The organism is Arthrobacter sp. GmRoot5-12 (assembly GCF_059739365.1).
In genome coordinates this window covers 69816-86207 of the sequence record NZ_AP046056.1, presented here as the reverse complement: position 1 = coordinate 86207, position 16392 = coordinate 69816, and the positions used below count along the sequence as shown (strand labels likewise).

Annotated in this window: 15 protein-coding genes; 9 read left to right on the top strand and 6 right to left on the bottom strand. The window is 68.0% G+C overall.

What is annotated here, in order from left to right; all coding sequences use genetic code 11:
• Positions 1 to 26 precede the first annotated feature (26 nt).
• The gene (locus AC6JAM_RS00410; protein WP_056389836.1) at positions 27 to 2546 is read right to left on the bottom strand and encodes a DNA gyrase/topoisomerase IV subunit A; all 2520 of its coding nucleotides are present in this window, start codon (positions 2544 to 2546) and stop codon (positions 27 to 29) included.
• Between the two features lie 77 nt (positions 2547 to 2623).
• Here AC6JAM_RS00410 and AC6JAM_RS00405 point away from each other — a divergent pair, with 77 nt between their 5' ends.
• From AC6JAM_RS00405 to AC6JAM_RS00385, 5 genes are all read left to right on the top strand, one after another.
• Positions 2624 to 5308 carry a bifunctional acetate--CoA ligase family protein/GNAT family N-acetyltransferase gene (locus AC6JAM_RS00405; RefSeq protein ID WP_497933755.1) on the top strand — a complete coding sequence of 895 codons (2685 nt, stop codon included), beginning with the start codon at positions 2624 to 2626 and terminating at the stop codon, positions 5306 to 5308.
• Positions 5309 to 5349: 41 nt separating this feature from the next.
• Entirely contained in the window at positions 5350 to 6093 is a 744-nt protein-coding gene (locus AC6JAM_RS00400) for a DUF5998 family protein (RefSeq protein WP_018769691.1), read from the top strand.
• Between the two features lies 1 nt (position 6094).
• Positions 6095 to 7333 carry an alkaline phosphatase family protein gene (locus AC6JAM_RS00395; RefSeq protein ID WP_497933754.1) on the top strand — a complete coding sequence of 413 codons (1239 nt, stop codon included), beginning with the start codon at positions 6095 to 6097 and terminating at the stop codon, positions 7331 to 7333.
• Positions 7326 to 8057 carry a thymidine kinase gene (locus AC6JAM_RS00390; RefSeq protein WP_018769693.1) on the top strand — a complete coding sequence of 244 codons (732 nt, stop codon included), beginning with the start codon at positions 7326 to 7328 and terminating at the stop codon, positions 8055 to 8057. The genes AC6JAM_RS00395 and AC6JAM_RS00390 overlap by 8 nt, the downstream gene beginning before the upstream one ends.
• Before the next feature lie 97 nt (positions 8058 to 8154).
• Positions 8155 to 9609: an HNH endonuclease signature motif containing protein gene (locus AC6JAM_RS00385; protein WP_497933753.1), complete on the top strand. Its 1455-nt coding sequence runs from the start codon at positions 8155 to 8157 to the stop codon at positions 9607 to 9609.
• Positions 9610 to 9648: 39 nt separating this feature from the next.
• Here AC6JAM_RS00385 and AC6JAM_RS00380 read toward each other — a convergent pair whose 3' ends face one another.
• From AC6JAM_RS00380 to AC6JAM_RS00370, 3 genes are all read right to left on the bottom strand, one after another.
• The gene (locus tag AC6JAM_RS00380) at positions 9649 to 10254 is read right to left on the bottom strand and encodes a dihydrofolate reductase family protein (RefSeq protein WP_497933752.1); all 606 of its coding nucleotides are present in this window, start codon (positions 10252 to 10254) and stop codon (positions 9649 to 9651) included.
• Between the two features lie 109 nt (positions 10255 to 10363).
• Positions 10364 to 11686, bottom strand: coding sequence for a septation protein SepH (gene sepH, locus AC6JAM_RS00375; RefSeq protein WP_134164373.1), 1323 nt, complete (start codon positions 11684 to 11686; stop codon positions 10364 to 10366).
• Between the two features lie 150 nt (positions 11687 to 11836).
• Positions 11837 to 12325, bottom strand: a complete 489-nt coding sequence (locus tag AC6JAM_RS00370) for a DUF3093 domain-containing protein (RefSeq protein ID WP_018770730.1) — start codon at positions 12323 to 12325, stop codon at positions 11837 to 11839.
• 115 nt (positions 12326 to 12440) lie between these two features.
• Here AC6JAM_RS00370 and dut point away from each other — a divergent pair, with 115 nt between their 5' ends.
• From dut to AC6JAM_RS00350, 4 genes are all read left to right on the top strand, one after another.
• Complete coding sequence (gene dut / locus AC6JAM_RS00365) at positions 12441 to 12959, top strand: dUTP diphosphatase (RefSeq protein WP_018770731.1); 519 nt, start codon at positions 12441 to 12443, stop codon at positions 12957 to 12959.
• A gap of 107 nt (positions 12960 to 13066) precedes the next feature.
• A complete protein-coding gene (locus tag AC6JAM_RS00360) occupies positions 13067 to 13780 on the top strand; it encodes a DUF3710 domain-containing protein (protein ID WP_018770732.1) in 714 nt (237 codons plus the stop codon).
• A 100-nt stretch (positions 13781 to 13880) separates the two neighbouring features.
• Positions 13881 to 14135, top strand: coding sequence for a single stranded DNA-binding domain-containing protein (locus AC6JAM_RS00355; RefSeq protein ID WP_346656251.1), 255 nt, complete (start codon positions 13881 to 13883; stop codon positions 14133 to 14135).
• On the top strand, positions 14132 to 14899 hold the full coding sequence (locus tag AC6JAM_RS00350; RefSeq protein WP_018770734.1) for a DUF3159 domain-containing protein: 768 nt from the start codon (positions 14132 to 14134) through the stop codon (positions 14897 to 14899). Before AC6JAM_RS00355 ends, AC6JAM_RS00350 begins: the two co-directional genes overlap by 4 nt.
• Positions 14900 to 14938: 39 nt before the next feature.
• On the opposite strand, the gene AC6JAM_RS00345 is transcribed toward AC6JAM_RS00350, so the two are convergent.
• Positions 14939 to 15712, bottom strand: coding sequence for a potassium channel family protein (locus tag AC6JAM_RS00345; RefSeq protein ID WP_144599637.1), 774 nt, complete (start codon positions 15710 to 15712; stop codon positions 14939 to 14941).
• Complete coding sequence (locus tag AC6JAM_RS00340; protein ID WP_018770736.1) at positions 15709 to 16383, bottom strand: potassium channel family protein; 675 nt, start codon at positions 16381 to 16383, stop codon at positions 15709 to 15711. The genes AC6JAM_RS00345 and AC6JAM_RS00340 overlap by 4 nt, the downstream gene beginning before the upstream one ends.
• Positions 16384 to 16392 lie beyond the last annotated feature (9 nt).

The window sequence follows — 16392 nt, the reverse complement described above, 5'->3', positions numbered from 1 at the left end:
CGCGCGGCATCGCCCGTGGCGCCCGGCTATTCCCCGGCTGCCGGTCCGTCCGTCCATGCCATCGCCGGGCCCACTGCTTCGACGGCCTGTGAGAGCGGGACGCCGGAGCCGTCGCGGCGGCCATGCTCCTGCGGCAGCGACCGGGCCACCCCGGCAGCGGATGAAGCCTTGGCCGGGCCGTGCCCTGCCCAGGCCAGCAGCAGCATGTCCTCACCCTTCAGGAACCGGTGCGACCGGACTCCGGCGGTGGCACGGCCCTTGGCCGGATACTCGGAGAAGGCTGTGACCTTGGCGGTGCCAGGGGCCGTGCCCGGCAGGGCGCCGTTGGTCCCGGCGATGGTGACCACGACGGCGGCCTCGTCCTTGGGCTGGACGGCGCCGAAGAAGATCACCTGGTCACCTGCGGCGAGCTTGATGCCCGCCATCCCGCCGGCGGTACGCCCCTGCGGGCGGACGGCGGCGGCGGGGAACTTCAGCAGCTGGGCCTCCCTGGTGAGGAACACCAGTTCGGTGGCATCGTCACCGGCAGGAGCCACGCCCACCACGGTGTCCTTGTCCTTGAGGGTGATGACTTCCCAGTCTTCCCGGTTCAGCGGGTAGTCCGGCTGGACGCGTTTCACCACGCCCTGGGCGGTGCCGATGGCCAGGACCTCATCCAGGCGCACGAACGCCACCAGGGTTTCGCCCTTCACCAGCGTGAGGAAATCCTTTGCGGGGACGCCGCCCGCCAGGTTGGGCAGTCCGGCCACCGGCGCCAGGACCGGCATGTCCATGACCTGCAGCCGGAGCATGCGGCCCAGCGACGTGACGGCGGCGATTTCGCCGCGGGCCGACGTCTTAACCACTGAGGTGTACACATCATGCTTGCTCCGTGGCCCTGCCTCGGCCAGCGGCTCCTGGTTGCCGGTGCGGGCTATCTGGCCGGACGCGGTGAGGATGGCCCAGCAGGGGTCGTCCGCGATCTCCAGTGCCAGCGGCACGGCCTTGCCCTTCTTCCCGTTGGCCCCGGCAAGTTCGGCGGACGCAACGGTGGGGGACACGGCCTCGGACTCCAGCAGCACGGTGCGGCGCGGGGTGCCGTGGTCTTCGGCAATGGCACCCAGTTCGTCGGAAACCACGGTGCGCAGCAGTTCCTCCGAGCCCAGGATCGCCTCCAGCTCCGCGATCTCGCGGCGAAGCTCGTCCTGCTCCTTCTCCAGCTCGATCCGGGAATACTTGGTCAGCTGCCGGAGGCGCAGTTCCAGGATGTAGTTGGCCTGGATTTCGGTGAGGTCGTAGATGGACATCAGCCGCTCGCGGGCCGCGGCGGCCTCGTCCGAGGAGCGGATGATCTGGATGACCTCGTCAATGTCCACGATGGCGATGAGGAGGCCCTCCACCAGGTGCAGGCGGTCCTTCTTCTTCCCGAGCCGGAAGGCGGTCCGGCGCCGGACGACGTTGATGCGGTGGTCGACGTAGACACGCAACAGGTCCACCAGGCCCAGCGTCTGCGGCTGGCCGTCCACCAGGGTGACGTTGTTGATGCCGAAGGAGTCCTCCATCGGCGTGTAGCGGTACAGCTGCTGCAGCACCGCGTTCGGGTTGAAGCCGTTCTTGAGCTCGATGACCAGCCGCAGGCCGTGCTTGCGGTCCGTCAGGTCCACGATGTCGCTGATGCCGGTCAGCTTCTTGGCGTTGACGGCATCCTTGATCTTTTCGATCACCTTTTCCGGGCCCACCATGTACGGCAGTTCGGTGACCACCAGGCCGGTGCGGCGCGCGGAGAGCTGTTCCACCTCCACCTTGGCCCGGGTCTTGAACGAGCCGCGGCCGGTGGCATAGGCGTCGCGGATGCCGTCCAGGCCGACGATCCGGCCGCCGCTGGGCAGGTCCGGGCCCGGGACGAACCGCATGAGGTCATCCAGGGTTGCGTCAGGGTGCGCAATGAGGTGCCGGGCGGCGGAGATGACCTCGACCAGGTTGTGCGGGGCCATGTTGGTGGCCATGCCGACGGCGATGCCGGTGGCGCCGTTAACCAGCAGGTTGGGGAAGGCGGCGGGAAGGACGTCCGGCTGGGTCAGCTGGTTGTCATAGTTGGGGACGAAGTCCACCACGTCTTCGTCGAGGTGGTTGGTGAGGGTGAGGGCGGCCGCAGCCAGCCTGGCTTCCGTATAGCGGGGTGCTGCCGGGCCGTCGTCGAGCGATCCGAAGTTGCCGTGCCCGTCGATCAGCGGCAGCCGCAGCGAGAAATCCTGCGCCATGCGCACCATGGCGTCGTAGATGGCGGCGTCGCCGTGGGGGTGCAGCTTTCCCATGACTTCGCCTACCACGCGGGCGCTCTTGACGTGGCCCCGGTCCGGGCGCAGCCCCATGTCGCTCATCATGTACAGGATGCGGCGCTGTACCGGCTTCAGCCCGTCGCGGGCATCCGGGAGGGCCCGGGAGTAGATCACCGAGTACGCGTACTCCAGGAAGGAGCCCTGCATTTCGGACGTGACATCGATATCGACGATGTTTTCCGTGTAGTCGCTCTCCACGATGGGCTTGGAACTTTGGCGGCGGGCCATGGGGTTTGGTGAATCCTTCTGGGGTTACTGTGCAGCCTTGGGGGTGTGCTGCGATAGTTTTTGGCTAGGCTAAGCCTATGGTGGATCAGCCCGGGGACGGCGAATATCCGGAACATTGGGAAGCCGATGTCGTCCTGCGTGACGGCGGGACAGCGCATCTCCGGCCCATCCATCCGTCGGACGCGGACGCCGTGCAGGCCTTCCACACCGGACAGTCGCAGAATTCAATCTACATGCGCTTCTTTGCGTTCAAGGCCAGGTTGTCGGCCAAGGAGCTCAGGCGCTTCACCGAAGTGGACTACAAGGACCGGGTGGCGTTCGTCATCACCATCCGCGGCGAAATCGTCGGCATCGGCCGCTACGACCGGCTTGCCGATCCCACGGAGGCCGAAGTTGCTTTCAACATCTCCGACGCCCACCAGGGCCGGGGAATCGGCTCCATCCTGCTGGAGCACCTTGCCGCCGCCGCGCATGAAAACGGGATCCGGAAGTTCACCGCCGAGGTGCTGCCGGAAAACCGCAAGATGCTGATGGTCTTCTCCGACGCCGGCTACGACGTCAAGCGCCATTTCGACGACGGCGTCGTCAGCCTCGAGTTCAATATCGACCCCACCGAAAAATCGCGCGCCGTCATGGAATCCCGCGAGCACCGCGCCGAGGCGAGGAGCGTCCGGGACCTGCTGGCGCCGTCGTCCGTTGCCGTCATCGGTGCCAGCCGCAAATGGGGCACCGTGGGGTACCAACTGCTGGAGCACATCATCGAGGGCGGCTTCCACGGGTCCGTGTACGCCATCAACCCGGAGGCGCTGGAACTGGCCGGGATGATGTCCTACGGCAAGCTCTCCGAAGTCCCCGAGCCCGTCCAGCTGGCAATCATCGCCGTTCCCTACGAGGAAGTGGCCGGCGTCGTGGCGGAGTGCGCGGCAGCGGGCGTCAAGGGCGTTGTGATCGCCTCGGCAGGTTTTGCCGACGACGGCGAGCGGGGCCTGCTGCGGCAGCGCGCCCTGGTGCGCCAGGCCCGGGCCAGCGGGATGCGGGTGATCGGCCCGGCGTCGCTGGGCATCGCCAACACTCACCCGGACGTGTCGCTGAACGCGTCGATGGCGCCCACCATGCCGCTGCGCGGCGGCCTGGGCCTGTTCAGCCAGTCGGCCGCCATCGGCGTCTCGCTCTACGCCGCCTCGGCCCGGCGCCGGCTGGGACTGTCCAGCCTGCTCTCGGCAGGCAACAGGGCGGATGTCTCTGGCAACGACATGATGCAGTACTGGGAAGACGATGCCGACACCTCCGCCGTAGGCCTCTACCTGGAGTCAATCGGCAACCCGCGCAAGTTCTCCCGCATCGCACGGCGCCTGGCCCGCACCAAGCCGGTCATAGTGGCCAAGTCGGACACCATGGGGCTCCGCCTGCCGCCTGGACATGCCGTCCGGACCACCCAGGCACCGGCCGGGGCGCTGGATGCCATGCTGCGCCAGTCGGGCGTGATCCGCGTGGAAACCGTGGAACAGCTGGTGGACGTGGCGCAGGTGGTGTCCGGACAGCCACTGCCCGCCGGAGCCGACGTCGCCATCTTCAGCAATTCCCAGGCGCTGGGCAACGTGGTGGCGGACAGTGCCGCCGCGCACGGGCTGGGCGTTGCCCGGGTGGTTTCGGGACTGGACCTTGATGCCGGCCAGTCGGTGGCCCTGCCCGCATTGCGGACCGCCCTCCTTGACGCCCTGGCCTCCGATGCCGTGCACGCCGCCGTCGCCGCGCTGCTGCCTGCCCGCGGGCTGACTGCCGACGCGGTGGCGCAGGTCCTGGCCGAATGTTCAGCCACTGCCGGGAAGCCGGTGGTGGCCGCCTTCACCGGCATCCTGGACCCCGCCATCAACGTGGAGGGCCTGGTGGGAGCGGAGGGCTGTACCGTCCCCTGCTTTTCCAACCCCGGGGCTGCCGTGGCCGCGCTCGCTGCCGTGGTCCGTTATGCGGAGTGGGCCGGCCGCGACCAGGGGCATTTCGTCGAACCCGCCGGCTGCGACCCCCGCAAGGCGGAGGCCGAGCTGGACGCCCTGCTCGGGGACGTCACGGGCGACCAGCTCAAGCAGCTGGACCCGGCCGCGGCTGCTTCGCTGCTGAAGCATTACGGCATCTCAGTCCTGCCCTCTGCAGGATTCACCACACCGGACGAGGCCGTGGCAGCGGCAGGTGCGCTGGGCTGGCCGGTGGTGCTGAAAACCACCGACCCCGCGCTGCGGCACCGGCTTGACCTTGGCGGGGTCAGGCTTGGCATTGAGGACGCCGAATCACTGCGCCAAAACGTGGTGCAGATGCGGCGCGCGCTCGCGGCCTACGGTGATCCCGCCCTGGAAGTACAGGCGATGGCGCCGGTGGGACAGGCCTGCACCTTCCGTGCCATCGAGGATCCGTTGCTGGGCCCGGTCATTTCCTTCGGCCTCGCCGGCGACGCCGTCAACCTCCTGGACGACTGGTCACACCGGGTTCCGCCGCTCTCCGCGGCGGACGTGCACGACTTCATCCGAGCTCCGCGGGCGTCCCGGAAGCTCTTCGGCTACCAGGGCCTGCCGGCTGTCGACGTCCCTGCGCTGGAGGACCTGGCCGCCAGGCTGGCCTGGATGAAGGACAACCACCCGGAGATCGCGCTGGTGGAATTCAACCCGGTTTTGTGCGGCACCGCCGGGGCCACCATCCTCGCCGCTGACGTACGCATCGGCAACGCCGCGCAGCGCACGGACAGTGCCCGCCGCGCCATGCTGGGCTGACGCGGTTAGCAAGTGACCGGACGATCTGTGAAAATGGGGGCATGAGCTTCCAGCCTCCCGCTTCGGCGCCCGAAACGCCCGGCAATGAAAACCAGGCACTCCGCCAGCACAGCTCACACAACCACGGAACACAGGGCCAGAGCCTGGAAGACGCGCTGCAGAAGGCCGGCTTCTACCCCCGCCTGGTCTCCGACGTCGTCGACGACGCACTGGACGGCCGGGACTGCGTGGCCCACCTGGTGCACCTGGAAACCCACTTCGACCGGGCAGAGGTGCGCCGCCACATCACCGTGCTGGTCCTCACCGCGGACATGCTGGTGATCACCCACGTGGACGACCAGCAACTGGACGAGGCGGGGGAGCAGATCGTCGCCCAGATCTCCACCGAGTCCGTTCCCGTGGCCCAGATCCGGTCCGTGGTCCTGAGCTACATGTACGCCCAACCGCAGAACTACAAGCCCTCCGACCCCGTCCGGGAACTCACGTTGTCCATTGCATGGTCCGGTGGCCAGAGACTGGACATGGGTCCGGCCAGCTGCGGCGATCCGCAGTGCGAAGCTGACCACGGCTACACCGGAACCATCGCCCAGGAAGACATCGTGCTCCGCATCAGCGCGGAGGCAGACGGGCTGCAGGCAGTACAGGACGCCAAGCTCTTCGCCAGGGCCCTGCGGGCGGTCAACACCGGTTCCGCGGCTCCCGTAACCCACGCCCAGTCCATGGGTCCGCGGACGCGGTCCGGGGTGTTCGGCAACCGGCTCAGCCGCGGGCACCAGCAGCGCTGAGATGCCGGAAGACCGCCACCGCGCCATCCAGGAAACCCCAACCATCGGCCGCACGCCCGACCTTCCAGCCCCTCCCGCCTACGGACAGCGTTCCGTGGCTGAAGTCCTCACCAGCGCCGCGGCAAGCCTCGGCGTGGAGGGCTTTACCAATACGCTTGGGCTACCGGACGCGTCCCGGGTCTGCGTTGTACTGGCTGATGGCCTGGGCAGGAACCTGCTGAAGCAAAAGGCGGCCCACACGCCCTTCCTGCGGTCCGTGATCCAGACGGGGCAGGGCGAGGTCCCCGTGTGGCTGGATTCCGCCTTCCCTTCCACCACGGCGGCGGCGCTGTCCAGCTTTGGAACCGGACTTCCGCCAGGCCAGCACGGCATGGTGGGCTACGACGTCCTGGACCCTGACCAGGACAAGGTGGTCAATCTGCTGGGGAACTGGGATCCGGGCGTCGACCCGTCCACCTGGCAGCCTTTCCCCACGGTGTTTGAACAGATCGCCGAACGGGTGGACGTCAGCACCGTCAGCCTCTCCCAGTTCGACGGCTCGCCCATGACCCGCGCCGCGCTGCGGGGCGGCAGGTTCATCTCCGGGATAACCGCGCATGCGCGGACCGCGGCCGCGGCCGAGGCCATGGCGGCCTCCGGCCCGTCCCTCATGTACTTCTACGTCAACGAACTGGACAAGGCGGGCCACCGCCACGGCTGCCGTTCCGAGCAGTGGGAACACCAGCTGGAGGAGCTCGATTCCACCGTCAAACGGCTCAACTCCACCCTTCCCGCCGGCACCACCATTGTGCTCACCGCAGACCACGGCATGTTGGACGTCCCGGAATCCCAGCGGATTGATTTCTCCACCGACCCCGGGTTGGTGGACGGGGTGCGCCATACGGCCGGTGAACCGCGGATGGTGCACCTGTACCTGGAGGAGGCGGACCTGGAAGCCGGTGCGGGGGCAGCGGAACGGCTGCTTGCCGCCTGGAAGGCGCGGTTCGGCGACCGGGTATGGGCCTTTACGCGCCAGGAAGCCGTTGCCGGGGGACTTTTTGGTGACGTCCGTCCCACTGTTGCGGGCAGGATCGGTGACGTGATGATCGCGGCGCGTGACGCCGTCGCACTTTATGACGGCCGGCGGATGCGACCCACCGCCATGGAAGTGGTGGGCCAACACGGCTCGCTGACGAAGGCGGAGCGGGAGGTCCCGCTGCTCTGCTTCACCGCCGAAGGAAGGAACCGCCGGCGTGGCTGAACTCATCTTCTTCTCCGGCACCATGGACTGCGGCAAATCGACGCTGGCGCTGCAGATGGACTACAACCACCGGGCCCGCGGCCGCGGCGGCGTCCGCTTCAGCCGCAACGACCGCGCCGGAGAGTCCCGGATCTCCAGCCGCCTGGGCCTGGAGACGGACGCCGTGGAGGTGCTGGACAGCACCGACTTCTGGGAAGAAGTCATGCTTCGCCGCACCCAGGGCCAGCGTGTGGATTACCTGATCTGCGACGAGGCCCAGTTCTACTCCCCGGAGCAGGTGGAGCAGCTGGCCAAGGTGGTGGACGAAATCGACGTCGACGTCTTTGCCTTCGGCATCACGGCCGACTTCCGCACCCGGCTGTTCCCGGGTTCGCAGCGGCTCATCGAGCTTGCCGACCGGGTTCAGGTGCTGCAGGTGGAGGCGCTGTGCTGGTGCGGGCGGCGTGCAACGCACAACGCCAGGACGGTCGACGGCGTCATGGTCACCGAGGGCGCGCAGGTGGTGGTGGGTGACGTGGACATGGTGGTTGAGGCTGCCGCCGCCCCGGACGCCGGGCATGTACCCGTAGTGGGCTACGAAACGCTGTGCCGGCGCCACTTCATGCGGCGGGTGACGGCCCACGGCGCCAACCTGATGGCCCAGCAGGACCAGTTGCTGCCGTTCGACGTCGACGCCTGCCTCTGGCGCGGTTCCGGCGGACCCGGCGGGAGCCGAGGGGCTTAGCCCCACCCTCTTCGTCAAAGAAACCCCTGAAGCGGGGCTGCCCTTGAAACTGAGGTGGCCAGCTCTGATTGTCGGACCCCCTTGTCATGATGGGTTTATGGGGAAGGCGGCGGTGGTGAGGGCGTTCGAGGAGATCCGTACTGCCCTTGCTGTGCTTCAGGCTGAGGTGGATGGGGCGGGTCTGGAGGCGTTCGCGGATGTTGATCCGCTGGCCGGTTTGGCGGATGGGTGCTTGGAGATTCTTGCAGGGGCCCGGGAGGTGGAGGCGCGGGTTGCGGGGGTGAAGGCGAAGGCTGCGGTGGCGTACGCGGAGGCTGCGCATGCTGTGGCGGGGCCGGGGGCGCCGGTGGTGGCGCAGGAGATGGCGGTCACGGCGGAGATCGGGTGCGTGCTGGCGTTGGGTCCGCGGGCGGCGGCGTCGTTCCTGGCCACCTCCCACGCCCTGACCAGCAGCTTGCCGCGGACTTTGCAGGCGCTGCAGTCCGGGACCCTGTCGTGGCAGCACGCGATAGTGCTGGCCGACGAAACGGCGTCCCTTGATGCGGCGGGGGCGGCGGCGTTGGAGGCGCATTTCCTGCCACCCGATACACCGGACCCGGACGCCCTTCCCGCGGCCCGGGGCTGCCCGGTTGGGGAGCTGCCGGCGCACCGGTTCCGGGTCAAGGCCCGGACCTGGCGGGAGCGCCACCACGCCGAATCGATCGAGAAGCGGCATGCCAGGGGTGTGGCGGAGCGGCGGGTGGAGTTCCGGCCGGACCGGGACGGGATGGCGTGGCTGGGCGCGTACCTGCCCGCGGACCAGGCCCAGGCTGGGTGGAACCGGCTCACCGCTGCCGCACGGGGCCTGCAGGGCCCGGGCGAGGACAGGACCAGGCCCCAGCTGCGCGCGGACAGTTTCACCGCCGCGATCCTCGGCAGCGGTAATACCCGGGGCGGCAGCACCAGCAGGAGCGGGACCAGCGCTGCATCGGGAACTGGCCACCGGCCGTCGCCGGTCCGCGCCGAGGTGCTGGTTACGGTTCCGGTGTTCGCGCTGATGGGCCTGACGGATGAGCCGGCGATGTTGGACGGGTATGGTCCGGTGCCGGCGTCGATGGCGCGGCGACTGGTCGCGGACGGGGCGGCCTCGTTCTACCGGGTCCTGGTGGATCCGCGGGACGGGGCGCCGTTGGAGATCGGCCGGAAGAGTTACCGGGTTCCCCGGGCGATGCGGGCCTGGCTGCGGTTGCGGGACGGGAAATGCCCGTTCCCGGGCTGCAGCAACACCTCCCTGGACACGGAGGCCGACCATCTTCTCGCCTGGCACCACGGCGGCACCACCGGCATCAGCAACCTGGGACAGCCCTGCCCGAAGCACCACCGGCTCCGGCACACCACCGGCTGGAGACCCACGCCGGCCAGCACGAACGAACCACCCGGCTGGACCTCACCCACAGGCCGCCACTACACAAGCGAACACCAGGACTGGGAACCACCAAAGTGGCCACCCGGGTTCCTGCCCGGCGAACGAAGCCTCCTCGAAGAGGCACTTCAGGAGTACCTCAGCGCTTGAGCCTTTGGAGCATGTCGCCGTACGGAGACGTTGAGGCCGTCAGTGCACGCGGCGATAGCGGATGTGCGTTGCCAGCGGCGAGTGGAGCACTTCGGCGGGTTCAAAGCCGAAGGATTCAACGCCGTCGAAAATCCGTTCCCCTGACCCGAGCAGCACCGGCGCGATGTCGAGGGTGAGTTCGTCGATTACTCCCGCGATCAGCGCCTGCCGGACGGTAGACGCCCCGCCGGCGATGTCCACGCCTTTGTCCCCGGCGGTGTCACGGGCGGCAGCGTAGGCGGCATCGAAGCCGTCGGTGATGAAATGGAAGGTCGTCCCGCCCTCCATCTGGAGGGAGTCGCGGGCATGATGCGTGAGGACGAACACTGGCGCGTGGTAGGGCGGTTCGGTTCCCCACCAACCGCTCCATTCCCCGTCCCAGTCTCCGCGGATAGGGCCGAACATGTTCCGCCCCATCACATAAGCGCCGCGCGGGCGCATAAGCCATTCGCTGGCCACCTTGTCGGCGTCGTTAGCCCGGGGGTCGCCCAGGTGCCACGCATGCAGTTCCATGCCCCGTCTACCCAAGGGGTTGTCGCGGCTTTGGTCCGGCCCGGCGACGAAACCGTCCAGGGAGATGGACATGTGGCAGGTTGTGTCCGGCACCGCAGACCTCCTGGTGATTGCGCTATGTGAAGCGGCCGTGTGGTGGGGAGCCTAGCACGCGCCCGTGCGTAACGCGGCCAATGCCATCATCGGTGCGGGGAGGGAGCTTCTAGTCGCTCCGCGTGCCAAAAACGATTTCGTCCCAGGACGGTACGCTGGACCGCTTGGGCCGTGCGGGCCGTTCCGGCGCCTCAGTCTCCGGCAGCTGTCCGGTGGAGGGGGAAGCGTCTTCCTGCTTCGCCGCCGGGCGGCGGGGATTGCTGCCCAGCAGCTCGTCCAGCCCGGCGCCGCCGGAAGTTCCGGAACCAGCCCCGGGAGTCGGACCGGCGGGCTTCTGCGGGGACGCCGCAATGGTGATTTCCCTCGTGTCGGTGCTGACGCCGTCGTGAAGCCGCAGCGCATCATCGTGGCTGTCACGGTGCGGCGGAAGGATGCTGAGCCTCGACAGCATGGAAGGCCTGGTGTCCCTGCGCCTGATGAAGGAGTCGCCCTGGGCTGCCGGCGCATCCCGCTGGTCATCCTGCGGTTCCGTCTCCCCGGCCTCCGGTTCAGCTGCCACTTCGGAAGGGCGCGGGTGGGCAGCGGGCACGCCATGGGTCAGCAGCAGCGCCAGTGCGTCGTCGGAATCCTCATCTACGCCCAGGCGCTGGCCGCGGCGGGAGCGGAGCATGTCAAGGAGGCCGTCGGATTCCTTGCCGGAATCCTGCACGGGCACTCCCTGGCCGGCCGGCGACGTCCTGGACGCATCCGCGTCCGTCTCGAAATCAAAGGGGCGGTCGGAAACCGCGGTGAGGCGGCGGGCAGGAACGGGCCCGTCCAGCGGTTCAAGTTCGCTCAGCTGCTGCGCCCAGCGGTTGGTGTTCTGCAGGGACTTCCGTGCCGGGCTGAAGGTCCACAGTGCAGGAGGTTCTTCGCCAATTCCCGAGGTACCCCCGGGCTTGGCTTCGAAACTTGCTGAGACAGTCCAGGTACCGTCCTGGCGCCGCCACGAGTCCCACTCCACGGTTGAGGGGTCGATGCCGTGCGCGGACAGGCGGTGGGCCACCATGTCGTCCAGCGTTGCCGGGTTGTCGCCGAAGGCGGACCGGTAGACGTCGTGGCCGGGGGAAGGCGCCGCGACTTCAACTTTCCGCGCCTGCTGGGCAACATATTCGCGCTCCGCCAAGACAGGGCCCTCGTAACGCTCCACCTTGGCCAGCGGCATCCCGGACAGCTCGGCGACGTCCGCAGCCGTGGCACCGGCACGGATCCGTGCCTGGATGTCCCGGGGGGACATGGGAACGGCCGGCCTCTCCGTCCGCGGCCTGGCCGTGGACCGGCTGGCCGTCCTGAGGGCCTCATCGATCGGCAGCTGGAACATCTCGCCGCCGGGCCCGCTTAACAGGAGATGCGTCCCGTCGTCGTGCACGCCTACAAGCCGTAGATCCTGCATACAAATCCTCCACCCTGGCATTACTATCAATCGAAACTCTGCCACCCGGCGGCGGGGAATTGGCTCAAGGAGCAGGGCGCGCCGTCATTTTCCGCTGGAAGCAGGCCCGAAAGGTGCGTGCGGGCGCAAGGACCGGCGGCCCCGGCGGCGTCAGTGCCGCGTCAGGGCTGCCGTCAGCTGGTCCGGATGGCGGGTCGAGGCGAGCCAGTAGGGAGTCCGGTCGGCGGGGTCCGTGATCTCGATTTTTACGACGGGATCGATCCAGCCGCGGATGCACAGGTAGGCGAGTCCGTTGAGCCGGGTGCCCCGTTCCGCGGTCGCCTCCCCGGCCTTGAACTGCTGCACAGCGCCGACGAAACGGCGTTCGATGGTGGCCCTTCCAACGGTGAGGGTGTCAGCCGTGACCGAAATGACGGGGGTGGAAACAACCAGGAGGACCGCGATGATGGCGAAAAGCACCAATGCCGCGGTGTAGCCTGCCGCCATGCTGATGGGGGCGAAAACCAGGATGCCCGCTGCGGAGACGCCGGCCGCGATGATCCAGATCCAGGCGTTGGGCCACAGCTTCTCCCTGTAGACAACAGGTGTCCCGGCAGAGGGTGTGCTGGGAACGGACGCAGGCGAGCTTGAATCGGGCATAGCCCAAGCTTTCCACCTTTGGCCGGCTATTTCACCTTGGGACAGGCTCTGTAGCCCGGCCTCCCCGGGAGTCTCCCTAGGAGTGATTTGGGGGCGCGGGTTAGAGTGAGTGACTGTGACTGATCATCCCGCCACGGTAGACCTTGTCCCGGACGCAGCCTTGCCCGCCACCGCCGCTCCCACCCTGCAGGTCCAGTTGAAGATGCTGGATCCTGAGCTGGAAGCACCGTCCTACGCACATCCGGGCGACGCCGGCGCAGACCTCCGCGCCCGCGAGGACGTGGTCCTGATGCCCGGTGAGCGCAAATTGGTCCCCACCGGCGTGGCCATTGCCCTTCCTTATGGGTTCGTGGCGCTGATCCACCCCCGCTCCGGCCTGGCCACCAAGCATGGCCTGACGATCGTGAACGCCCCCGGCACCGTTGACGCGGGCTACCGGGGCGAGATCTCGGTAACACTGCTGAACACCGATTCGTCCCAGCCCATTGAGCTCCGGCGCGGCGATAGAATTGCCCAAATGGTTATCCAGCGGGTGGAGCACGCCCAATTCATTCCTGTCAGCGAACTGAGCGGATCCGTGCGGGGCACCGGAGGCTTCGGTTCCACCGGCGGGTTCAGCGTCCCCGGAGCCTGACCTTTAGGCTGCACCCGCAGCCACGCCGGCATGCACGACGGCGGAACCTCCAAAGTTTCGCCGGCAGGTTTCAGGACTGGCACTTTTCCAGAATTAAGGAGTCACCCATGGTCTTTGGGTTCGGCAGGAAAGCAAAGAGTGAAGAGCCGGCAGAGCCGGCCGACGAGCTCACGGTTGCGGACGGCGAAGAAAGCGGATCCGCCACCGCCGCCCGCCGCCAGGACGGCCCCTTCGATGAGGCCGAGATCAGCAGCCGCGACGGCTATGTGGATCTTGGTGCCTTGCTGATCACGCCCAGCGAGGGCCTTCAGCTCCGCCTCGAAGTCGAGGAGGCAACACAGCGCGTGGTGGCGGTGACCCTGGACCTGGACGGCTCCAGCCTCCAGCTGCAGGCCTTTGCAGCGCCCAAAACCGAGACCTTGTGGGATGAGATCCGCGAACAGATCGGCCAGTCGGTCGGTGCGCAGGGCGGCCAGGTTGAAGAGGTGGAAGGGGCTTTCGGTACCGAGCTGGTGGCCAAGCTGCCTGCCGGGCTCCCGGACGGGAGCCAGGGCTACCGCGTGGCCCGGTTCATCGGCGTCGATGGTCCCCGCTGGTTCCTGCGCGGCGTCCTGGGCGGACCTGCGGCGCTGGAACGCCCCGCCGCGGAACCGCTCGAAGCACTGTTCCGGCAGGTCGTAGTGGTCCGTGGCGACAGCCCCATGCCCCCGCGGGACCTCCTGCAGCTGAGGCTGCCGAAGGACGCCTCCGCCACTCCTCCGCCCGCCGCGCCCACCCTGGAGGAGCCCGAACGTGGTCCCGAAATTACCCAGATCGGCTGAGTCTCCCCACAACAACCCGGTCCATGCGTCCGGCCGGATCACCCCACTGGAGCAACTTCCTGACAAGGGACGCGTCATGTGCCAGGGGCACATTGAATCGGTGACCTTTGTTCCTGCCGACCGGACCCCGGAATTCAGTGCCATCCTGTCCCAGGATGACGCCGAACGTCCGGCCCCTGGTCCGAAGCGGGGCAGGCCGCCCCGGCTCCGTGTCGTCTGGGTGGGCCGCCGCCGCGTGCCGGGCATCGAAGCGGGCGCGCGGATCCGGGTTGAGGGGATGCTGGCCCGGGGCGAAGACATGCCCACCATATTCAATCCCCGCTACGAGATACTGTCCCGCCAGGAGAACGAATGACCGCGCAAGAGCCCGAACAGCCGTCCGGCCCTGCACATCCGGGCAGAGAACAGCAGGGCAGGCCGCAGGCTCCCGGTCCATCGCCCGTTGCCGGCCTCGCCGCCGGGTACGCCGCCAAAGCGGGACTCCACCGCACCCACGACGGGCAGGTGGACGTGCTGCGCAGCGCCGGGGGAGTGCAGGGAATTGCCGAGAGCATCGTTCCCGGCCTGGTGTTCCTGGTGGCGTTCACCATCACCCGCGAGCTCACGCTGTCACTGGTGGCCGCCCTGGCATCGGCAGCCGTGTTCACCGTTGTCCGCCTGATACAGCGGCGGCCTCTGACCCAGGCCCTGGCGGGGATTGTCGGCGTCGGCATCTCCGCCTGGCTGGCCAACACCACCGGCAAGGCCGAAGACTTCTACCTCCCCGGCTTCTTCACCAACGCCGCCTACATCCTGGCGATGGTCATCTCTATTGCCGTGAAGTGGCCCGTGGCCGGGCTCCTCTTTGGCTTCATCCGCAACGAGGGCGTGGAATGGCGTAAGGAACCTGACCGGGTCAAGGCGTACCGCCTGGGCACCTGGATCATCGTGGGCGTCCTGGCGCTCCGGCTCATTGTGCAGGTGCCCCTCTACCTGATGGGCACCGACGGCCTGGCCGCCCTCGCCACCACACGGCTCATTATGGGCGCCCCCCTGTACATCCTGGGCGTCTGGGTGGCCTGGCTGGTGACCCGGCCTGCCCCGGCGGAGCCTGAAGCCGGCACAGACCAGCCCGCCTGACGGCCAGGCCGCCCCGCCTCTCCCCGGGCAGCGGCGGACCTAGCCGTCGAAGCCGTCGTCCTCCGGGACCGGGCCGTATCCGCTGGCGGTGGCCGGCTGGGCGCTGCTGCCCGCCTGCTCTCCACCGTTGATCCCGGCGGTGTCGATGCTGCCGGGTGCGGAGGAAAGCAGCTCCCGCAGCCGGTCCTCGGCGGCGATGGTGGTGACGAAGAAGAGTTCATCGCCGCCGTCGATCACGTCGTCGCGGCTGGGGGTAATGGGTGCCTGGTCCCGCAGGATCGCCACCAGGGTGGCGTCCTCCGGCCAGTGGATGTCGCCCACGGTCATGCCGATCACGTGCGAATCATGCGGGACGGTGAATTCCACCAGCGACGCCACGCCCGTCTGAAGCGTCAGCAGCCGGACCAGGTCGCCGATCTCCACTGCCTCTTCCACCAGGGCCGTCATCAGCTGCGGGGTGTTCACGGCGACGTCGACACCCCATGAATCGTTGAACATCCAGTCGTTCTTGGGGTTGTTCACCCGGCCCACCGTCCGGCCAACCCCGAACTCGGTCTTGGCCAGCAGGGACACCACCAGGTTCACCTTGTCATCGCCCGTGGCGGAAACCACCACGTCGGCGTCTTCCACCTTCGCGCCCTGCAGGGTGGAGAGCTCGCAGGCGTCACCCACCAGCCAGTGGGCGCCCCGCAGGCCGCTGCGCCCGATCACTTCCGGTTTGAGGTCGATAAGGAGGATTTCGTGCTTGTGCGCCAGCAGTTCGCGGGCAATGGACGATCCGACGCTGCCGGCGCCGACAATAACGACTTTCACTGATACTCCTTGGCGGGGGCTTTGGCGAGGATCTGGGCGATCTGGGCGCTGCGGTCCACCTGCAGCATGGCGTGCACGGTGTCGCCGTCCTGGTAGGCGGTTCCGGCGTCGGGCAGCAGGCCCTCGCCGAAGCGGGTCAGGTACGCCACGCGCACATCGGCAGCCTTCTCAATGCTGCTGATGCGGTGCCCGATCCAGCCGGCGTCGAGGTCCAGTTCGGCCAGGACCAGGCGTCCTGAGGGCTCCCGGAAGTCGCCCGCGAGGTGCTGTTCGGGAAGGATGCGGCGCAGCACCTGGTCGGCGCTCCAGCGGACGGCCGCCACGGTGGGAATGCCAAGGCGCTGGTAAATCTCGGCGCGACCCGGGTCATAGATCCTTGCGACGACGTGCGGGACGTGGAAGGTCTCACGGGCCACACGGGTGGCCAGGATGTTGGAGTTGTCCCCGCTGGAGACCGCGGCGAAGGCATAGGCCTCGCCCACCCCGGCCTGCTTGAGGGTGTCCCGGTCAAAGCCAATGCCCGTGACTTTCCGTCCGGTAAAGCCCTGGCGGAGCCGGCGGAAGGCGCGGTCGTCCTGGTCGATGATGGCCACGGAATGTCCGGCATCCTCCAGCGTGTGCGCCAGCGTTGCCCCCACCCGGCCACATCCCATGATCACGAAATGCGCCACCGTATCTCC

What these genes read in the sequence shown, in the direction of transcription:
- AC6JAM_RS00360 (WP_018770732.1), top strand. Translation starts at nt 13,067, where the DNA reads ATGGTCTTTGGGTTCGGCAGGAAAGCAAAGAGTGAAGAGCCGGCAGAG.
- AC6JAM_RS00370 (WP_018770730.1), bottom strand. Translation starts at nt 12,325, where the DNA reads ATGCCCGATTCAAGCTCGCCTGCGTCCGTTCCCAGCACACCCTCTGCC.
- AC6JAM_RS00350 (WP_018770734.1), top strand. Translation starts at nt 14,132, where the DNA reads ATGACCGCGCAAGAGCCCGAACAGCCGTCCGGCCCTGCACATCCGGGC.
- AC6JAM_RS00405 (WP_497933755.1), top strand. Translation starts at nt 2,624, where the DNA reads ATGGTGGATCAGCCCGGGGACGGCGAATATCCGGAACATTGGGAAGCC.
- AC6JAM_RS00385 (WP_497933753.1), top strand. Translation starts at nt 8,155, where the DNA reads ATGGGGAAGGCGGCGGTGGTGAGGGCGTTCGAGGAGATCCGTACTGCC.
- AC6JAM_RS00400 (WP_018769691.1), top strand. Translation starts at nt 5,350, where the DNA reads ATGAGCTTCCAGCCTCCCGCTTCGGCGCCCGAAACGCCCGGCAATGAA.
- AC6JAM_RS00410 (WP_056389836.1), bottom strand. Translation starts at nt 2,546, where the DNA reads ATGGCCCGCCGCCAAAGTTCCAAGCCCATCGTGGAGAGCGACTACACG.
- AC6JAM_RS00395 (WP_497933754.1), top strand. Translation starts at nt 6,095, where the DNA reads ATGCCGGAAGACCGCCACCGCGCCATCCAGGAAACCCCAACCATCGGC.
- sepH (WP_134164373.1), bottom strand. Translation starts at nt 11,686, where the DNA reads ATGCAGGATCTACGGCTTGTAGGCGTGCACGACGACGGGACGCATCTC.